The sequence below is a fragment of the Deferrisoma palaeochoriense genome, assembly GCF_054656955.1.
The window spans coordinates 75,650-91,936 of record NZ_BAAHXI010000001.1; the positions used below are offsets into that span (position 1 = coordinate 75,650).

The following is a 16,287-nucleotide window of genomic DNA, read 5'->3' on the forward strand; positions in this document are numbered from 1 at the left end:
ACATGAACCGAACCCTTTGTGCGGGGGTTGCGGCCGCGTGGGTCCTGGGGGCAGTGGCCGCCTGGGCCGCGGGCGCGGCCTGCCCCTCGGTGGAGCCCCCCGATCCGGGAGAAGGAAACATGGAGACGGCGCGCGTGGTTTCGACAAATCCGAAGGAGGCCATCCCCGGGTCGGGCGGGGTGCCGGCCGAGGCGGCCACCTTCGCCCTGGGGTGATTCTGGGGCGTGGACTCCCGGTTCGGGAGTATCGACGGCGTGCTTCGGGTCACGGCGGGGTACGCGGGCGGCACCACTCCTTCCCCCACCTACCGGTCCATCGGCGACCACAGCGAGGCCGTGCGGGTGGTGTACGACCCGACCAAGGTTTCCTACCGGGACCTCCTGGCCGTGTTCTGGGACGCCCACGACCCCCGGAGCCGGCCCTGGTCGCGCCAGTACCGAAACGCGCTCTTCTACCACACCCCCGAGCAGGAACGGGCGGCCCGGGAGAGCCTCCGGGAGGTGGAGGGGCGCCTGGGCGGGCCCGTGCGCACGGCCCTCGAGCCGGCCGGGCCGTTCTACCGGGCGGAGGCCTACCACCAGAAGTACGTCCTGCGGAGCCGGGGGCGGCTGTGGCGGGCCCTGGTGGAGCACTTCGGGGGCGAGGACGCGGCCGCCGACTCCACGGCCGCGGCGCGCCTGAACGGCTGGCTCGGCGGCTACGGCACCCCCACGGCCGAGGCGGTGGAGGCCTTGGACCTGCCGCAGGATCTCCGGGCCTTGGTGCTCGCGGAACTGGGCCTCGCAGAGAACTGACCGGGCGGGGGCGTCCAAGTGATTTCCGCTAGGACGCTAGGACGCTGGGATGCTGGGACGCGAGGAGACAAAACCCCCTGTGATTCCGGCGTCTCAGCTCGTCCCACCCTGTGGGGGCGGCTGCCGTATCAGGGGGCAGAATTCAGAGGTCAGATGTCAGAGAACCCCTGTCTTCTGTCGTCTGTCTCCTGGCACCTGGCACGGGCGGCGCTCCCATATCTCCTCCCATATCCGAGACGCGGTCCGTGGCCGAGGGGCGGCCTGTCTGGTTTCGCAAACGGGTTGCCTGGCGGTCCGCCGGGCCCTCACCGGAAGTCCCGGCTCGGGGGGGCCGTGGGGCGGGGGAGGCGGGGTTCCCAGAGGGCCTCGGCCACGAGGTGGACTACCCCGTCCTGGGCCTCGATCCGGCCCGTCACCCCCAAGAGCGCGGCCGTGCGGGCCAAGCGGGGGTGGCGGTCGAACACCCGCTTCCACACCACCACGTTCACGAACCCGGTTTCGTCCTCCAGGGTGAAGAACGTGGTCCCCGCGGCCGTGCCGGGCCGCTGCCGGCAGATCACGAGGCCGGCGTACCGGGTGCGGGCGCCGGCCGGGAGGGCGGCCACCTCCCGGGCGCACGGGATGCCCCGGGCCGCCAGGGCCGGTCGGAAGGCCTCCAGGGGGTGCCCCCGGGGGCTTAGGCCCGTGGCCCCGTAGTCCCACACCACCTCGGCGAAGGGGGAGAGCGCCGGCAGCCGCTCGGGGGGCGCGGGTTCCGCGAGCGGCAGGGGATCCCGGGGCGCCCCGACCCGCCACAGGGCCCGGCGGCGGTCGGGCTCCAAGCCCTCGAACGCCCCGGCCTCGGCGAGGCGGTCGAGGGCGCCCCGGTCGAGCCCGGTGCGCCGGGCGAAGTCGTCCACCGACCGAAACGGCCCCCCACGCCGGGCCTCCCGGATCCGGGGCCAGTCCCGCCGGAACGAAAGCCCCTTCACGTACCGAAGCCCCAGCCGCACGGCGTATCGGGAGTCAGAAGTCGGAGGACAGAGGACAGGGTCCGGCTCCGGAAGGCCCTCCGGGGCCTCTTGCGGGGATGGGTCGGTCGACGAAGCTCGGACCGTGGTGGGTTTGGGCTTCCCCTCCTCTCGGCCCCCGCCGGGGCTCCCGGCGGGGGGCGGGGCCTCCCCGTCCCCTGTCCTCTGTCTTCTGTCCTCTGACTCCTGAAGTGCGCAATCCCACTCGCTTTCGTTCACGCACACCCCCCGCACCTCCACCCCGTGGCGCCGGGCGTCCTCCACGAGGGTGGCCGGGTGGTAGAACCCCATGGGCTGGGCGTTCAGAAGGGCGCAGAGGAACACGTCGGGATAGTGGCACCGGAGCCAGGCCGTGGCGTAGGCGATGAGGGCGAAGCTCGCCGCGTGGCTTTCGGGGAACCCGTACTCCCCGAATCCCCGGATCTGCTCGAACACCCGCTCGGCGAACTCCCGGGGGATGCCCTTGGCCGCCATGCGGCCCACCAGCCGGTCGCGGTGCCGCTCGATCCGGCCGGTCTTCCGCCAGGCGGCCATGTCGCGCCGAAGTTGGTCGGCCTCGCCCGGGGTGTAGTCGGCCGCCACCATCGCAAGCCGCATGACCTGCTCCTGGAAGAGCGGCACCCCCAGGGTCTTGGCGAGCACGGGCTCGAGGCTGGGGTGGGGGAAGGTCACCGGCTCCAGGCCCTGGCGCCGGCGCAGGTAGGGGTGGACCATGCCGCCGGTGATGGGCCCGGGCCGCACGATGGCCACCTGGATCACGAGGTCGTAGTACGAGCGGGGCCGCAGCCGGGGCAGCATGGCCATCTGGGCCCGGCTCTCGATCTGGAACACCCCCACGGTGTCGGCCCGGCAGATCATGTCGAAGGTGGCCGGGTCGTCGGGGGGGATCCGGTCCATGGAGAGTTCGACCCCGTAGTGCTCCCGCACCAGCCGGAAGGCCCGGTCGAGCTGGGTCAGGGCCCCGAGGCCCAGGAGGTCCACCTTGAACAGCCCCAGGTCCTCCAGGTCGTCCTTGTCCCACTGGATCACGGTGCGGCCGGGTTTGGTGGCCGGCTCGATGGGGACGAGGTCGCACACGGGCTCGTGGCCGAGCAGGAACCCCCCGGGGTGGATCGAGAGGTGGCGGGGGAAGTCCTGGATCTCCAGGACGAACCGGCACAGGTGGTCGTGGACCGGGTTTCGGGGGTCGAGCCCGGTCAGGCCCCAGAAGTCGGCCGCCGACCCGGGCCGGTACCCCAGGGCCTTGGCCGCCCGGTCGAGCACGGTCTCCGAAAGCCCCAGGGCCTTGCCCACGTCGCGCACGGCCGAGCGCACCCGGTACCGGATCACGTTGGCCACCATGGCCGCCCGGTCCCGGCCGTAGCGCTCGTAGACGTGGCGGATCACCTCCTCGCGGCGCTCGTGCATGATGTCGAGGTCGATGTCGGGCGGTTCGGCCCGCTCCCGCGAGAGGAACCGCTCGAACAAAAGGTCCACCCGGGTGGGGTCCACGGCCGTGATGCCCAGGCAGTAGCACACGGCCGAGTTGGCGGCCGAGCCCCGGCCCTGGCACAGGATGCCCCGCTCCCGGCAGAACCGGACGATCTCCCACATGGTGAGGAAGTACCCGGCGTAGTCGAGTTCGTCGATCAGGGCGAGTTCCCGGTCGATCTGCTCGGCCACCCGGGGGGGCACCCGGCCGCCGAACCGCTCCCGGGCCCCTTCCCATGTGAGCCGCCGCAGGAGGTCGCCGGTGGTGGTGCCGTCGGGCAGGGCCTCGGCCGGGTACCGGTACCGGAGTTCCGCGAGGGTGAAGGTGCACCGCTCGGCCACCTCCCGGGCCCGGGCCAGGGCGGCCGGGTCGTCGGCGAACAGGGCCTCGAGGCGGTGGGGCGGGGGCAGGGCGTGGTTGGCGTTGGGCCGGAGCCGCCGGCCCAGGGCCGCCACGGCCGTGCGGTGACGGATGGCCGTGAGCACGTCCTGGAGGGGCCGGCGGTCGGGGGCGTGGTAGAGCACCTCCCCCGCGGCCGCCACCGGGATCCCCCAGCGCTCGGCCCGCTCCCGGAGGCGGGCCTCGGCGGCCACCTCCTCGGCCCGGCGGTGGCGGGCCGCGAGCGCGTAGAGCCGGTCGCCGAAGGCCTCCCGGAGGCGCCGGGCCACGGCCCCGGGCTCTTCGGGGGCCGTTAGCAGGCTCCGGTCCCCGCCCCACAGGGCCAGGAGCCCCGGGGCGTGGTCGCACACCTCGTCCCAGGTGACCCGGGAGGCGCCCTTGGGGCTCCGGAGCCGGCCCCGGGTGAGGAGCCGGCACAGGCGGGCGTAGCCTCCCCGGTCCTGGGCCAGGAGCACGATGGTGGAGGCCGGGGCGTCCTCGGCGTCGGCCACCGTGACCTCGGCGCCCACGAGGAGCCTCACCCCCAGCTCCCGGGCCCGCACGTGGGCCCGCACCGCGCCGTACACCCCGTCGCGGTCGGTGAGGGCCAGGGCCGAGAGCCCCAGCTCCTGGGCCCGCTCCACGAGTTCCTCGGGGTGGCTCGCCCCCTCGAGGAACGAGTAGTTGCTCTTGCACCACAGGGCGGGAACCATGGGAACGGCCTCGTCAGGCCGGAAGCCCTCGGATCCCCGGGGCGTTCACGCTGGGTCCGTCGCCTCCAGCCGGATGCACCGGGCCAGGCACACGGGTTCCGCGCAGGCCGGCAGGAGCCCGGCGTCGAGGCGGTGATGGCAGAGGTTACACTTCACGGCCACGCCGCGCTCCGGATCGAACGCCACGGCGTCGAAGGGGCACGCCTCCTGGCAGGCCCGGCACCCGGAGCAGTTCTCCTCGTCGAGCACCACCACCCCGTCCGGTCGGTGAACGATGGCCCCGGTAGGACACGCTTTGGCGCAGGGCGGGTCGTCGCAGTGCAGGCATCGTCGGGCCGCAAACCGGAACTCCCACCGGTCCCCCACGCGCCGGGGGCCGTCCTCCACGATCCGCAGCCGCTTCACCCCGAAGGGGGCCGGGTTTTCCTGCTTGCAGGCCGCCTCGCACGCCAGGCACCCCCAACAGCGGTCCTCGTCGATCCAAAGCCGAAACCGGTTCATCACGGTCCTCCCTCCTCCGGAACGGGGGCGATGCGGCAGAGCAGGGTGCGCACGGGCGTGGCGCCCATGGCCGGGTCGCAGGCCTCGTAGCGGTTGTCGGTGAGGAGGTTCACGTTGGCCCGGTCCCAGCCGTGGCCGGGGTCGCCCTCCTCGGGAAACCACCACGCGTGTTGGGCCGCCACCACGTGGGGCGGCACCGCTGCGGTGATCTTGGCCCTCTGGCGGCACCGGCCCCGGGGCGACGAGATCTCCACCCACTGCCCCTCGGCGATCCCCTCCTTGGCGGCGGTGTCGGGGTGGATCTCCACCTGCGGATCCGGGTGGAGTTCCCGCATCCCCGGGAGTTGCCGGTTTTCCGTGTGGAAGAACCCCGGGAGCCGGGCCCCGGTGATCAGGATGTACGGGAACTCCCGGGCCAGGTCGGGGGTGCTCACGGGGCTTTCGGGCGGCTCCCGGTACTGGGGCAGCGGGTCGTACCCCCACCTCTCGAGCAGGGTGGAGGCGAGTTCGAACTTGCCCGTGGGGGTCGAAAAGCCGCTCTGCCGATATTTGCGGTAGCGCACCTCGCCCCGCACGTGTTCCATGCGCAGAAACTCCCGGAACGTGATCCCTATGGGTTCCAGGATGTGGTCGAGGGCCTGCTCGAACGAGTCCCACCACAGGTGCCCCAGGCCCACCCGGTGGGCGAGGTCGTTGAGCATCTCGTGGTCCGAGCGGCACTCGCCCACCTGGATGACCTTCCGGCGCGCCACCAGGTAGCCGTGGCGTTTCCAGTAGTCGCCGATGTAATCCATCTCGAGCCAGGTGGCCGCGGGTAGGACGATGTCGGCCAGTTCCGCCGTGGGGGTGAGGAAGAAGTCGGCCACGGCCATGAACTCCACGGCTTCTAGGGCCCGACGCACCTCCCCGGCCTGCGCCCGGGTGAGCAGCGGGTTCGAGCTGATGAAGAAGAGCATCTTGACCGGATAGGGTTGCCCGGTGAGCACGGCGTCCCACACGGCCTTGGGCGTGATGATGGCGAAATGGTCGGCCAGCCGGAACCGATCCCGCCCGAGCCGCTTGGCCCGCTGCTCGGGCGGGAGGAGCTTGTGGGCCCCGAACTCACTCACCGAGCGCACCGGCGGCGGCCGAAACAGTACCTGGCCGCCGGGCACGTCGATGTTGCCGGTGATCGCCATCAGGGCCATGAGGGCGCGGTTGTTGTCGGCGCAGGTGTTCTGTTGTTCGATCGCCACCCCCCACTGGATGGCCGCGGGCTTGGTGGTGGCGAACAACCGGGCGGCGTCCACGACCGTGCGGCGGGGCACCCCGGTGATCTCCTCCACCCGTTCGGGCGGATACTGCCGCACCCGCTCCACGAACGGCTCCCAGCCATGGACGTACCGCTCCACGAACTCCCGGTCGTAGAGGCCCTCCTCCACGATGACCTGGGCCAGGCCGAGGGCCAGGGCGGTGTCGGTGCCCGGCCGCAGCGGAAGCCACAGGTCGGCCCGGGCCGCGGCCCGCGTGAGGCGGGGATCCACCACGATCAGCTTGGCCCCCTCGTCGAGGGCCCGGGAAAACGACTCGCCCTTGTATTCGTCGGGGTTGGAGATGACCGGGTTGTTGCCCCAAAGGACGAGGCATCGGGGGCGGTTCTCGTAGTCCACCACGGGCACGCCGCCGCAGGTGATGAGGCCGGTGGCAATGCGGGGGCCGTAGCAGAAATGGCCGGCCGTAAGCACGTTGGGGGTGCCGAAGGTGTTGGCGAACCGGTAGATCACGGCCTCGTTTTCCCGGCCGGTGCCGTAGCCCAACACCACCGACTCGGCACCGTGGGTCTCTTTGAACCGGAGCATCTTCTCGGCGATGGCGTCGAGGGCGTCGTCCCAGGAGATCCGCTCCCACCGGCCGCTGCCCTTGGGGCCCACCCGGCGCAGGGGCTGGGTGAGGCGTTGGGGGTGGTAGGCGAGTTGGAGCGAGCCGATCCCCTTGGGGCACAGGGCTCCCCGGCTGATGGGGCAGTCGGGATCGCCCGCGATCTTCACGGCCCGGTCGCCCCGGCAGTACACGAGCACCCCGCAGCCCCCGTGGCACATGCGGCAGTGGCTGCGGACCACCCGGTCGTACCCGTACACCTCCATTTCCCGGTTCACCTGGTGGGGCCGAAACGTGCTCATGGGATCCTCCTCGCGTAAGGGAAGTCCGGTGGGTTCCGCTCCGGGGTCGTGCCCGGGGCCTGCCGGAACGCCGGGCGGCGCGCAGGCCCGATGCCGCCTCCGGCCGGCCCGCGGGTCCTTTCAGGCGCCGGGGGAAGGGGCATCTTCGGTTTCCCTCCGGCCGAGGGCTTCCAGCACCGGCCCCAGGGCCCGGCCGAGTTCTTGGGCCGTCTCGCTGACCCGCGGGCCGAACGCTTCGGCCCGATCCGCCGGGAACGGGCCCACGAGGATCACGCAGCCCACCGGGGCGGCCCCGGAACCGAAAACCGGCGCGGCCACGGCCGCGATGCCGGGCTGGACGCGGCCGGGGTCCACGGCATAGCCGGCTGTGCGGCAGGCCGCGAGCTCGGCCTCGAGGCCGGCGAGGTCCACCCGTTCCCGCGGCTGGGCCCCGTAGAAGTGGAGCACGGGCGCTCCGAGGATCCGCCGCCGCTCCTCCCCGGGGGCGAAGGCGGCCAGGACCTTCCCGTGGGCGCCCCAGGTCAGGGGATACCCGTGCCCCACCCGGATCGTGACCCCGATGCCGGAGGGCGCCTCGGCCCTCGCCACCACGAACATCCGGTCGCCGACCCGCAGGCCCAGGAACGCCGAGCCCCCGGTGTCCCGGCTGAGGGGTTCCAGGTAGGGGGCGGCCAGGGTGCGGATCTCCGAGTGATCGAGAACGCTTCGGGACAGGGCGAGGAGCGCCGGGCCCAGGGCGTAGGTTTTGGAGGTCTCGTTGCGGATCACGAGCCCCCTGGCGGCCAGGGTGTTGAGGATGGCGAGCCCCTTGCTCTTGTGGATACCCACCCGCTGGCAGAGCTCCGTGAGGGGCAGACCGGGATGGGCGGCTAGGCAGAAAAGGAGCTGGACGGCCTGGTCCACGGCCGGGACGCGGCGGGTGTAGGAGGAAGGGGATGGGGTCATGGGGTTGCACGGCCCCCCGTGGACGGGGAAGGGGCTTCGGCCTGCCGGGTCCCCGGGTTAGTTGTGTATACAGAACAATGTTTTTTATATAAAACAAAAAATACTTCCGCCGGCTCTCGGATGTCAAGTCCAAAGGGGGCGCCCGGAGGCGGTGAACCGCCCGCAATCGGGTTTCGTGGCCCCTCACTCCACCTCCCCCTGCCAGAACCACCGCCGCCGGAACCGGTCGTAGTAGATCCAGAGCACCTCGCCGGTGGAGAGTTCGGCGAAGTGGTACTCCCGGTGGATCGGGGTGCGCCACCACCCGCCGCTCACCTCGTAGGGGCCGTGGAGGGCCTCGACCCGGCCGGCCGCCTCGCCCCGGAGCACCCAGCCGTCGGGGTCGTGGCGCCCCAGGGGCCGCAGGGGGCGGGGCCGGGAGAAAATCCGCCGCACGAGCACCGGCTCCGCCTCGGGCCGGGGCCGGGCCGGGGGGAGTTCGCCCAGGGGCTCCCAGGCGAACCGGGCCTCGGGCAGGTGGCCGTCGAGGAGCCGGGCCCGCACCACGGCGTCCTCCCCCAGTTCGGCCCGCAGCCGCGCCAGGGCCCGGGCCGCGGCCCGGGGGTCGCGGCGGGGCCGCTCGGCAAAGAGCCGGAGCTGCTCCCGGGTGGCCGGGGCGGGCTCGGCCTCGAGTTCGAGGTCTTCCACCCCGCCCCCGAGCCCCCCGGCCTCGAGCCGCAGGTGCACGAGGTTGAGCACCTGGCGGGTATCCAGGGTGGGCCGGGCCGGCCGGAGCCGCTCCTCCCGCACCGCCCCGTCCTCGAGCCCCAGGCGCACCGTGAGCCCGGCCAGGGCCTCCCCCCGCTCGGCCAACTCGGCCAGGAGTTCGTCCAAAAGCCCCTTGGCCCGGAAAAGGAGCCGGTGGAGGTTCCCCTCGGGCTGGTCGAAGGGGGCCCGCCGCGCGAGCGGGGAGGGCAGGGGCTCCGGGGCGAACCCCTCCGGCCCCGCGGCCGCCCAGGCCCGGAGCCCGGCTGCCCCGGGGCCGATGCGCCGGGCCAGGTCCGCGGCCGGGAGCCCGAGGAGGCCCCCCAGGGTGCGCACCCCCAGGCGGGCGAGCCGCTCGCGCTCCCCGGGCGGAAGCCCGAGCCGCCCCAGGGGCACCCGCCGGGCCACGGCCTCCTCCTCGGCCGAATTCCGGAACACCACGACCCCGGCGGGCCCCGGCCGCTGGGCCGCCGCGAAGGTGCCGAGCCGGGTGAAGCCGGCCACCACCCGGCACCGGAACCCCTCGGCCCCGACCCGCCGGGCCACGGCCCGGGCCCACCGCTCCGGCGGGCCGGCCAGGCGCCCGAGCCCCCGGGGGTCGAGCCAGAACCCCCCGGGCCGGTCGGGATGGGGTTCGACCCCGGGGGTGAGACCCTGGAGGGCCCGGAGGAGCCCGGCCCGGGCCCCCTCCAGGTCGGCCGGGGGCACCTCCCCGGCCCGGAGGTCCGGGGCCAGGGCCAGGGCCGAGGCGTACCGGAGGCCCGGCACCACCCCGCGCCCTCGGGCCGGGCCGTTGGCCCAGAGCACCCGGCCCTGGGGCCGGTCGCGGTCCACCACGGCCGCGGGAAGCCCCGCCCACTCCGGCCGGCGCCGCAGGAGCACCTGGAGGGGCAGGTCCGGCACCTCAACGTAGGCCGTCCGGGGCACGGCAGGGGACCTCCTTTCCCCAGCCCGGGCCGCGGCGCTTGTCCTTGAGCGCCTCCACCCGGCAGACGAACCGGCCGGGCCCGAGCCGCCGCCGGCCGGCCCCCACCCGAAGCGACACCAACGACCCCAGGGAGGGGGCCCCGTCGGGCTTTCGGGTGAGGCACACGAGGGCGGCGCCGTGCTCCTGGGCGAGGCCCCCGAGGCGGGTTTGGGCCGCCAGGGTGAGGTCCCGGCGGTCCCCCAGGTCGAGCACCACCAGGCCGAAGGCGCCGGACCGGAGGAGATGGTCGGCCGCCCGCAGGGCCTCCCGGAGGCCGGGGGCCCGCACCACGGCCAGGGCGTCGAGGTCCACCCCGGCCTCGGCCGCGTCCGGGGGGTAGAAGGCGCTCTCCTCCGGGGTGATCCAGGCCACGGGCTCCCCCCGGGCCTGGGCGTCGCGCACGAGGAGCACGGCCGCCGTGAGGGGGGCGGGGTGGGCCCACCCCGACACCTCCACCACCCGGCCGGCCAGGCCCTCCAGGCTCCACTCGGCCGGAGAGGCCGACCGGCCGAGCCGCGAGGCGGGCACCACGGGAATCGAGCGAAGCGCGGCAAGGGACATAGAATTCTCCGTTGGGCGGCTGGGCGGCTAGGCGGCTGGGCGGCTGGGCGTGCGGACGTGATGACGTCCGCACGGGGCGTCCTAACGCCCCAACGTTCTCACGTCACAGCGTCCCCGCCTTCTGGCTTCCCAGCCAGGCCGGCCGCTCCTACTCCAGCCTTCTACGCACCTCGATCACCTTGCCCAGGATCTCCACCTCGGCCGGGTCGGGCACGATGGGCTCGTGCCGGGGGTTTTCGGGCAGGAGTTCCACCCGGCCCCGGGTGAGCCGGAGGCGCTTCACGGTGGCCTCGTCGCCCACCCGGGCCACCACGATGTCGCCCGTGCGTGCCGTGGCCTGGCGCCGGACCACCACGAGGTCGCCCGGCAGGATGCCGGCGCCCACCATGCTGTCGCCCCGCACCCGCAGGGCGAAGAGTTCGGGTTCCTCCCCCCGGGCCTCCACCGGCAGGTACCCCTCCAGGTGCTCCACGGCGGTGTCGGTGGGGCCGGCCGGCACCCGCCCGAGGAGCGGCACGAGCACGGTGGGGGTGGCGGACCCGGGCAGGCGGTACCCCCGGGCCTTGCCCCGGGTCACCACGAGCCGGCCCTCGGCCACCAGCCGCTCCAGGTGCTTGCGGGCCGTCTGGACCGACCGGAACCCCAGGGCCTCCTGCACCTCCCGCACCGTGGGCGGGTGGCCCGCGAGGATGCGGTCGCGCACGAACCGGAACACCTTCTGCCGGGTCTCACCGGGCGGGGTGGGGGCCATGGGACGCTCCTTGGTCGGCTGGAAGGCTAGAAGGCTGGAAAGCTGGGAGGCTGAGAGTTCCCAGACCTTGGCGGCGAGATGGGCCTAGCCGGAACCGACCCGCCACGCCGCCAAGCGGCCGAGCCGCCCGGCAGAAGTAAAGCACACAAATGTATGCCATGCAAGGGGGCAGACCTGGACGCCCGGGCCGCGGGATGGTATGAACCCGCGCCGGTGTCAGGAGTCAGAGGACAGAACTCAGGCGACAGGGAAGGGGGGCGGCCGGGTCGCCAACCGCTTCGCCGCCCCGCCGAACGCTCCCGAGGAGACCCGTTTGAGCCGTTCCGACCCGTTGATTCTCGCCGTCGAGACCTCCTGCGACGAGACCGCCGCCGCCGTGCTGCGCGGGGAGCGGGGCCTCCTTGCCGACGTGGTGGCGAGCCAGGCCGCGCTCCACGCCGAGTACGGCGGGGTGGTGCCCGAGCTGGCCTGCCGGGCCCACATCGAGGCCGTGGTGCCCGTGGTGCGCCGGGCGCTCGAGGAGGCCGGGGTGGACCTCGCCGACCTCGACGCCGTGGCCGCGACCCGGGGGCCGGGCCTCGTGGGGGCGCTCCTCGTGGGGCTCTCGTTCGCCAAGGCCCTGGCCTGGGCCCGGGGCCTCCCCCTCGTGGGGGTCAACCACCTGGAGGCCCACCTGGCGGCCGCGTTTCTGGAGCACGACGTGGGGTTCCCCTTCGTGGGGCTCGTGGTATCGGGCGGCCACACGGCCCTCTACTGGAGCCCTCGGCGGGGGGGCTACCGGCTCCTGGGCCAGACGCTCGACGACGCGGCCGGCGAGGCCTTCGACAAGGTGGCGAAGCTTCTGGGCCTGGGCTACCCGGGCGGGGTGGTGATCGACCGGCTGGCCCGGGAGGGCGACCCGGAGGCGTACCGGTTCCCCCGGCCCATGCTCGCGGACCCGTCCCTCGATTTTTCCTTCTCGGGCCTGAAGACCGCGGTTCGCACCCACCGGGAGAAGTTCCTGAAGGGCCTCACCGAGGCCGAACTCCGGGACACCTGCGCCTCGTTCCAGGAGGCCGTGGTGGACGTGCTCCTGGCCAAGGCCCGCCGGGCGGTGGAGGAGACCGGGGCCGAAACCCTCGTGCTGTGCGGCGGGGTGGCCTGTAACAGCCGGCTCCGGGCCCGGGCCGCGGATCTGGCCGGGCGGATGGGGATCCGCCTCGTGGTGCCCCGGCCCCGGCTTTGCACCGACAACGCCGCCATGGTGGCGGCGGCCGGACTGCACCGCTACCTCACGGGGTACCGCTCCGGCGCCGACCTCGACGCGGTGCCCACCTGGGATCTGGAGGACCTGTGAGCCCGGCCCCCTCGGTTCCCCCCCCGAAAAAGGGCCTCGGCCAGCACTTCCTCCACGACCGGGGGGTGATCCGCCGGATCGCCGAGGCCGCGGGCGCGGCCCCGGGCGAGCGCGTGCTCGAGATCGGGCCGGGGCCCGGCGGGCTCACCCGGGCGCTCCTGGACGCGGGCGCCCGGGTGTGGGCCGTGGAGGCCGACCCCCGGATGGTGGAGCGGCTCCGGGCCCTCGGGTGGGAGGGGCTGGAGGTCCTGGAGGCCGACGCCCTGGCGGTGGATTACCCGGCCCTGGCCGAACGGGCCGGGGGGCGCTTTCGGCTCGCCGGAAACCTGCCCTACAACATCTCCGGCCCCCTTCTGGCCAAGCTGCTCCAGGACCGCCGGGCGTTTTCGTCGATCACGGTGATGCTCCAGCGGGAGGTGGCCGAGCGGGTCCTGGCCCCCCCGGGCAGCCGGGCCCGGGGGGGCCTGAGCGTGCTCGCCCAGGCCTTCTGCCGGGTGCGCAGCGTGCTCCGGGTGGGGCCCGGGGCGTTCACGCCCCCGCCCAAGGTGGAGAGCCAGGTGATCCGGCTCGACGTGCTCGCCGAGCCCGCGGTTCCCCTGGCCGACGAGGCCGCCCTGTGGCGGGTGGTCCGGGCCGGGTTCGGCCAGCGCCGGAAGATGCTCCGGAACGCCCTGGCCGGGGCCGTGGCCGACCCGGCGGGGTGCCTGGAGGCGGCCGGCCTCACCGGGCGGGAACGGGCCGAGGCCCTCGGGACCGAGGCCTGGATCCGGCTCGCCAACGCGGCGGCCGAACGGGGAGGGTAGCCGGTGGCGGTGTACACCCCGGTTCCCCCCGAAGAGGCCGAGGCGTTCCTACGGGCCCGGGGCCTGGGGGCCCTGGAACGGATGGAGCCGATCGGGCAGGGCATCGAGAACACGAACTACCGGGTGCGGGCCGGGGGGCGGTGGTACGTGCTGACCCTGCTCGAGCGGGAGCCGCCGGGGCGGGCCCGGGAGACGGCCGAGTTGGCCCGGGCGCTCGCCGCCGGGGGCGTGCCCTGCCCGGCGCCGGTGGGGGACGTGGGCGAGGTGTGCGGCCGGCCCGCCGTGGTGGTGCCCTGGGTCGAAGGCGAGATGGACCTTCGGCCGGGGCCCGAGCGGCTCGAGGCCCTGGGCCGGTGCCTCGGCCGGCTCCACCGGGTGGGCCGGGGCGCTCCGGTGAGCCGCGGGGGCCCCCAGGCGGCGGCCGAACTCGTGCCGCTGGCCCGGCGTCTCGCCCGGGAGATCGAGGCGGGCCGGCCCGGGGTGGCCGCCCTCCTGCGGGACGAGGCCGCCTACCAGGAGCGGGTGGACGAAACCGCGGCGCCCTGGGGCCTCGTGCACGCCGACCTTTTCTTGGACAACGTGCTCTTTGCGCCCGGGGCGGCCGAGGTGCGCGCCGTTCTCGACCTCCACATGGCGGGCCGGGGGCCGCTCCCCTACGACCTGGCCGTGACGCTCCTGGACGCGGCGTGGGCGGGGAAGGGCCTGGACCCGGCCCGCGCCGAACCGTTCCTCCGGGGCTACGGCGCCGAGGCGCCGGAGCCGCCGCCCCGGGACCTCGGCCCGTGGCTCCGGCGGGCCGCGCTGCGGTTCCTGTGCCTTCGGATCGAGCGGGCCTGGCTGCCGGGGCGGGCCATGGTGGAGGGGGCGCCCAAGGACCCCGGGGAGTTCGTGGCGAAGCTCGAGGCCCTTCGGGGGGAGACGGGGTGAGGGGATCCGGGGCCCCCGGGGTTCGGCCCATCGCCTGGGACGAGGACCTCCTGGCGGCCGACGTCCTGGCCCGGGGCGGGGGGGTGCGGGTGTGGCCGGTGACCGAGGTGGCCGTGGTGCTCGGCCGGTCGGGCCGGCCCGAGGCCGAGGTGTTCCTCGACCGGTGCCGGGCCGACCGGGTGCCCGTGTACCGCCGCCGCGGGGGGGGCGGCACCGTGGTCCTCGCTCCCGGATGCTGGGTGGTGAGTGTGTCCCGGCCCCTGGAGAGCCCCGTGGGGGTGGGGAGGCTCCTTCGCCGCACCGTGGAGGTGCTGGCCGAGGTCGCGGGAGGGGCGACGGGCCTTCGCCTCGCTCCCCGGGGCACGGGGGACCTCTGCGCGGGCGAGCGCAAGGTGCTCGGGTCGAGCGCCTTCGCCCGGCGGGGCGGGTTTCTCTACCAGGCGAGCCTCCTCGTGGAGATGGACCTCGACCTCGTGGACCGGTATCTTCCCCATCCGCCCCGGGAGCCCGCCTATCGCCGCGGTCGGCCCCACCGGGAGTTCCTGACCACCCTCAGGGCGGCCGGGTTCCGGGGGGACGCGGATCGTCTGGCGCAGGCGATCGAGGCCGGGCTCCGGGTTCGTCAGGAGGAGATCGGATGAGCGCGCTGGTGGAGGTGAGGGTACCCCGGCTGGGGGACGACGTGGGCACGGCCGTGCTCGTGGCGTGGCACGTGGAGCCGGGCGCCCGGGTGCGGGACGGCGACGTCCTGTTCGAGGTCGAAACCGACAAGGCCGTGTTCGAGGTGGAGGCCGAGGTGGACGGTGTGGTGGTGGAGGTGCTGGCCGAGGCCGGCGCCGACGTGGCCCCCGACCAGGTCGTGGCCCGGATCCGGCCGGAGCCGGCATGACCGACCCGAAGGTCCGCCGGCTCGGCCGGGTGGGGTTCCGGGAGGCATGGGAACTCCAAAAGCGCCTCGGGGAGGCCCTGCTGCGGGGCGAAGGCCCCGAGATCCTCCTGGCCCTCGAGCACCCGCCGGTGATCACCCTGGGCCGGTCCACCCAGCCGGGCGACGCCGGGCTCTCGGCCGAGGAGTGGCGGGCCCGGGGGGTCGAGGTGGTGCCCGTGGACCGGGGAGGCCGGGCCACCTACCACGGCCCCGGCCAGGTGGTGATCTACCCCATCGTGGACCTGAGGACCCGGGGCCGGGACCTCAGGGCGTACGTGCGGGCCCTGGAGGACGCCGGGGTCGCCGCGCTCCAGCGGTTCGGCATCCCCGCCCGGCCGGGCCGGGACCCCGTGGGGGTGTTCGTGGGGCCGGCCAAGATCGCCTCGATCGGGGTGGCCGTGCGCCGCTGGATCACCCGGCACGGCATCGCCGTGAACGTGGCGAACGACCCCCGGGTATACCGGCACTTCACCCCCTGCGGCCTCGTGGGGGTGCCCATGACCCGGGTGGCCGACCACGCCCCGGTGCCCCTGGGGGTGGTGCGGGAGGCCCTGATCGAGGAGATCCTGGTCCGGCTCCGGGACCTGCGGCGGGAGGCGGAGGGGTGAACCCCCGGGTCGGCGGCAGGGAGGCCGTGGAGAAGGCCCTTTCGGCACGCCTCGGGGGGGCGGTGCGGTGGGTGTGGACGGAGAACCGCCGGGTGTACGCCTCGGTGCGGCGGTCGGCCGGGGAGGTCACGGTGCGGCTTCACCGCTCGTTTCGCCACGCCCCGCCCGAGGTGTGGGAGGGGCTCGGCCGGTTTCTCTTGGACGGGGACCGAACCCGGCTCGGGCCGGCCCTGGAGCACTTCCGCCGGCACCGGGGCGAACCCCGGCCGCGGCGGGTGGTGGTGCGGCCCCGGGGCCGGGCCCACGACCTCGCCGAGATCCTGGAGGACCTCCTTCGCCTGCCGGGGTTCGGGGGGCTCCCGCCGGTGGCGGTCTCCTGGGGGCGGCGCCGGAGCCCGGGCCGCCGGGTGGTGCGGGTGGGGTCCTACAGCCCCGGCCCGCCGGCCGTGATCCGGGTGCACCCCGTGCTCGACCGACCCGGGGTGCCGCGGGCGGCCGTGGCCTCGGTGGTGCACCACGAACTCGTGCACCACCTCCTCCACGTCCGCCACGGCCCGGCCGAGGGCCGGCGCCACGGGGCCCGGTTCCGGGCCTGGGAGAAAACCTTCCCGGACCACGCCGAGGCCCGGGCGTGGTTCGACCGGGAGTTCCCGAAACTGGTAGCGGCTAGGCGGCTAGGCGGCTAGGCGGC

16 protein-coding genes are annotated in these 16,287 nt (G+C 74.5%); 9 read left to right on the top strand and 7 right to left on the bottom strand.

Annotation, left to right across the window (positions count from 1 at the left end; all coding sequences use genetic code 11):
- Positions 1–2: 2 nt before the first annotated feature.
- Complete coding sequence (locus ACYQ8L_RS00355; protein ID WP_459939758.1) at positions 3–215, top strand: hypothetical protein; 213 nt, start codon at positions 3–5, stop codon at positions 213–215.
- 9 nt (positions 216–224) lie between these two features.
- Positions 225–794: a peptide-methionine (S)-S-oxide reductase MsrA gene (locus tag ACYQ8L_RS00360; protein WP_459939759.1), complete on the top strand. Its 570-nt coding sequence runs from the start codon at positions 225–227 to the stop codon at positions 792–794.
- A gap of 305 nt (positions 795–1,099) precedes the next feature.
- On the opposite strand, the gene ACYQ8L_RS00365 is transcribed toward ACYQ8L_RS00360, so the two are convergent.
- From ACYQ8L_RS00365 to lexA, 7 genes are all read right to left on the bottom strand, one after another.
- Positions 1,100–4,366, bottom strand: a complete 3,267-nt coding sequence (locus tag ACYQ8L_RS00365) for an error-prone DNA polymerase (RefSeq protein WP_459939760.1) — start codon at positions 4,364–4,366, stop codon at positions 1,100–1,102.
- Between the two features lie 45 nt (positions 4,367–4,411).
- Complete coding sequence (locus tag ACYQ8L_RS00370; RefSeq protein ID WP_459939761.1) at positions 4,412–4,867, bottom strand: 4Fe-4S dicluster domain-containing protein; 456 nt, start codon at positions 4,865–4,867, stop codon at positions 4,412–4,414.
- Positions 4,867–7,026: a molybdopterin-containing oxidoreductase family protein gene (locus ACYQ8L_RS00375; RefSeq protein ID WP_459939762.1), complete on the bottom strand. Its 2,160-nt coding sequence runs from the start codon at positions 7,024–7,026 to the stop codon at positions 4,867–4,869. Before ACYQ8L_RS00375 ends, ACYQ8L_RS00370 begins: the two co-directional genes overlap by 1 nt.
- Positions 7,027–7,146: 120 nt before the next feature.
- The gene (locus ACYQ8L_RS00380; RefSeq protein WP_459939763.1) at positions 7,147–7,971 is read right to left on the bottom strand and encodes an IclR family transcriptional regulator; all 825 of its coding nucleotides are present in this window, start codon (positions 7,969–7,971) and stop codon (positions 7,147–7,149) included.
- Positions 7,972–8,154: 183 nt separating this feature from the next.
- Positions 8,155–9,642: a Y-family DNA polymerase gene (locus ACYQ8L_RS00385; protein ID WP_459939764.1), complete on the bottom strand. Its 1,488-nt coding sequence runs from the start codon at positions 9,640–9,642 to the stop codon at positions 8,155–8,157.
- Positions 9,620–10,243 carry a recombinase A gene (locus ACYQ8L_RS00390; protein ID WP_459939765.1) on the bottom strand — a complete coding sequence of 208 codons (624 nt, stop codon included), beginning with the start codon at positions 10,241–10,243 and terminating at the stop codon, positions 9,620–9,622. Before ACYQ8L_RS00390 ends, ACYQ8L_RS00385 begins: the two co-directional genes overlap by 23 nt.
- A 148-nt stretch (positions 10,244–10,391) precedes the next feature.
- Positions 10,392–10,994 carry a transcriptional repressor LexA gene (gene lexA, locus ACYQ8L_RS00395; RefSeq protein WP_459939766.1) on the bottom strand — a complete coding sequence of 201 codons (603 nt, stop codon included), beginning with the start codon at positions 10,992–10,994 and terminating at the stop codon, positions 10,392–10,394.
- A 313-nt stretch (positions 10,995–11,307) separates the two neighbouring features.
- Here lexA and tsaD point away from each other — a divergent pair, with 313 nt between their 5' ends.
- From tsaD to ACYQ8L_RS00430, 7 genes are read left to right on the top strand one after another with little or no spacing between them, the layout of a single operon-like run.
- Positions 11,308–12,330, top strand: coding sequence for a tRNA (adenosine(37)-N6)-threonylcarbamoyltransferase complex transferase subunit TsaD (gene tsaD, locus ACYQ8L_RS00400; RefSeq protein WP_459939767.1), 1,023 nt, complete (start codon positions 11,308–11,310; stop codon positions 12,328–12,330).
- On the top strand, positions 12,327–13,133 hold the full coding sequence (gene rsmA / locus ACYQ8L_RS00405; RefSeq protein WP_459939768.1) for a 16S rRNA (adenine(1518)-N(6)/adenine(1519)-N(6))-dimethyltransferase RsmA: 807 nt from the start codon (positions 12,327–12,329) through the stop codon (positions 13,131–13,133). The genes tsaD and rsmA overlap by 4 nt, the downstream gene beginning before the upstream one ends.
- Before the next feature lie 3 nt (positions 13,134–13,136).
- Positions 13,137–14,060: a homoserine kinase gene (locus tag ACYQ8L_RS00410; protein WP_459939769.1), complete on the top strand. Its 924-nt coding sequence runs from the start codon at positions 13,137–13,139 to the stop codon at positions 14,058–14,060.
- Positions 14,057–14,701 (top strand): lipoyl protein ligase domain-containing protein, encoded by a 645-nt coding sequence (locus ACYQ8L_RS00415; RefSeq protein WP_459939770.1) that lies wholly within the window; start codon positions 14,057–14,059, stop codon positions 14,699–14,701. The genes ACYQ8L_RS00410 and ACYQ8L_RS00415 overlap by 4 nt, the downstream gene beginning before the upstream one ends.
- Positions 14,698–14,949, top strand: coding sequence for a biotin/lipoyl-containing protein (locus tag ACYQ8L_RS00420; protein WP_459939771.1), 252 nt, complete (start codon positions 14,698–14,700; stop codon positions 14,947–14,949). The genes ACYQ8L_RS00415 and ACYQ8L_RS00420 overlap by 4 nt, the downstream gene beginning before the upstream one ends.
- A complete protein-coding gene (gene lipB / locus ACYQ8L_RS00425) occupies positions 14,946–15,596 on the top strand; it encodes a lipoyl(octanoyl) transferase LipB (RefSeq protein WP_459939772.1) in 651 nt (216 codons plus the stop codon). The genes ACYQ8L_RS00420 and lipB overlap by 4 nt, the downstream gene beginning before the upstream one ends.
- Positions 15,593–16,282 carry a SprT-like domain-containing protein gene (locus ACYQ8L_RS00430; RefSeq protein ID WP_459939773.1) on the top strand — a complete coding sequence of 230 codons (690 nt, stop codon included), beginning with the start codon at positions 15,593–15,595 and terminating at the stop codon, positions 16,280–16,282. Before lipB ends, ACYQ8L_RS00430 begins: the two co-directional genes overlap by 4 nt.
- The last annotated feature ends 5 nt before the right edge of the window (positions 16,283–16,287 follow it).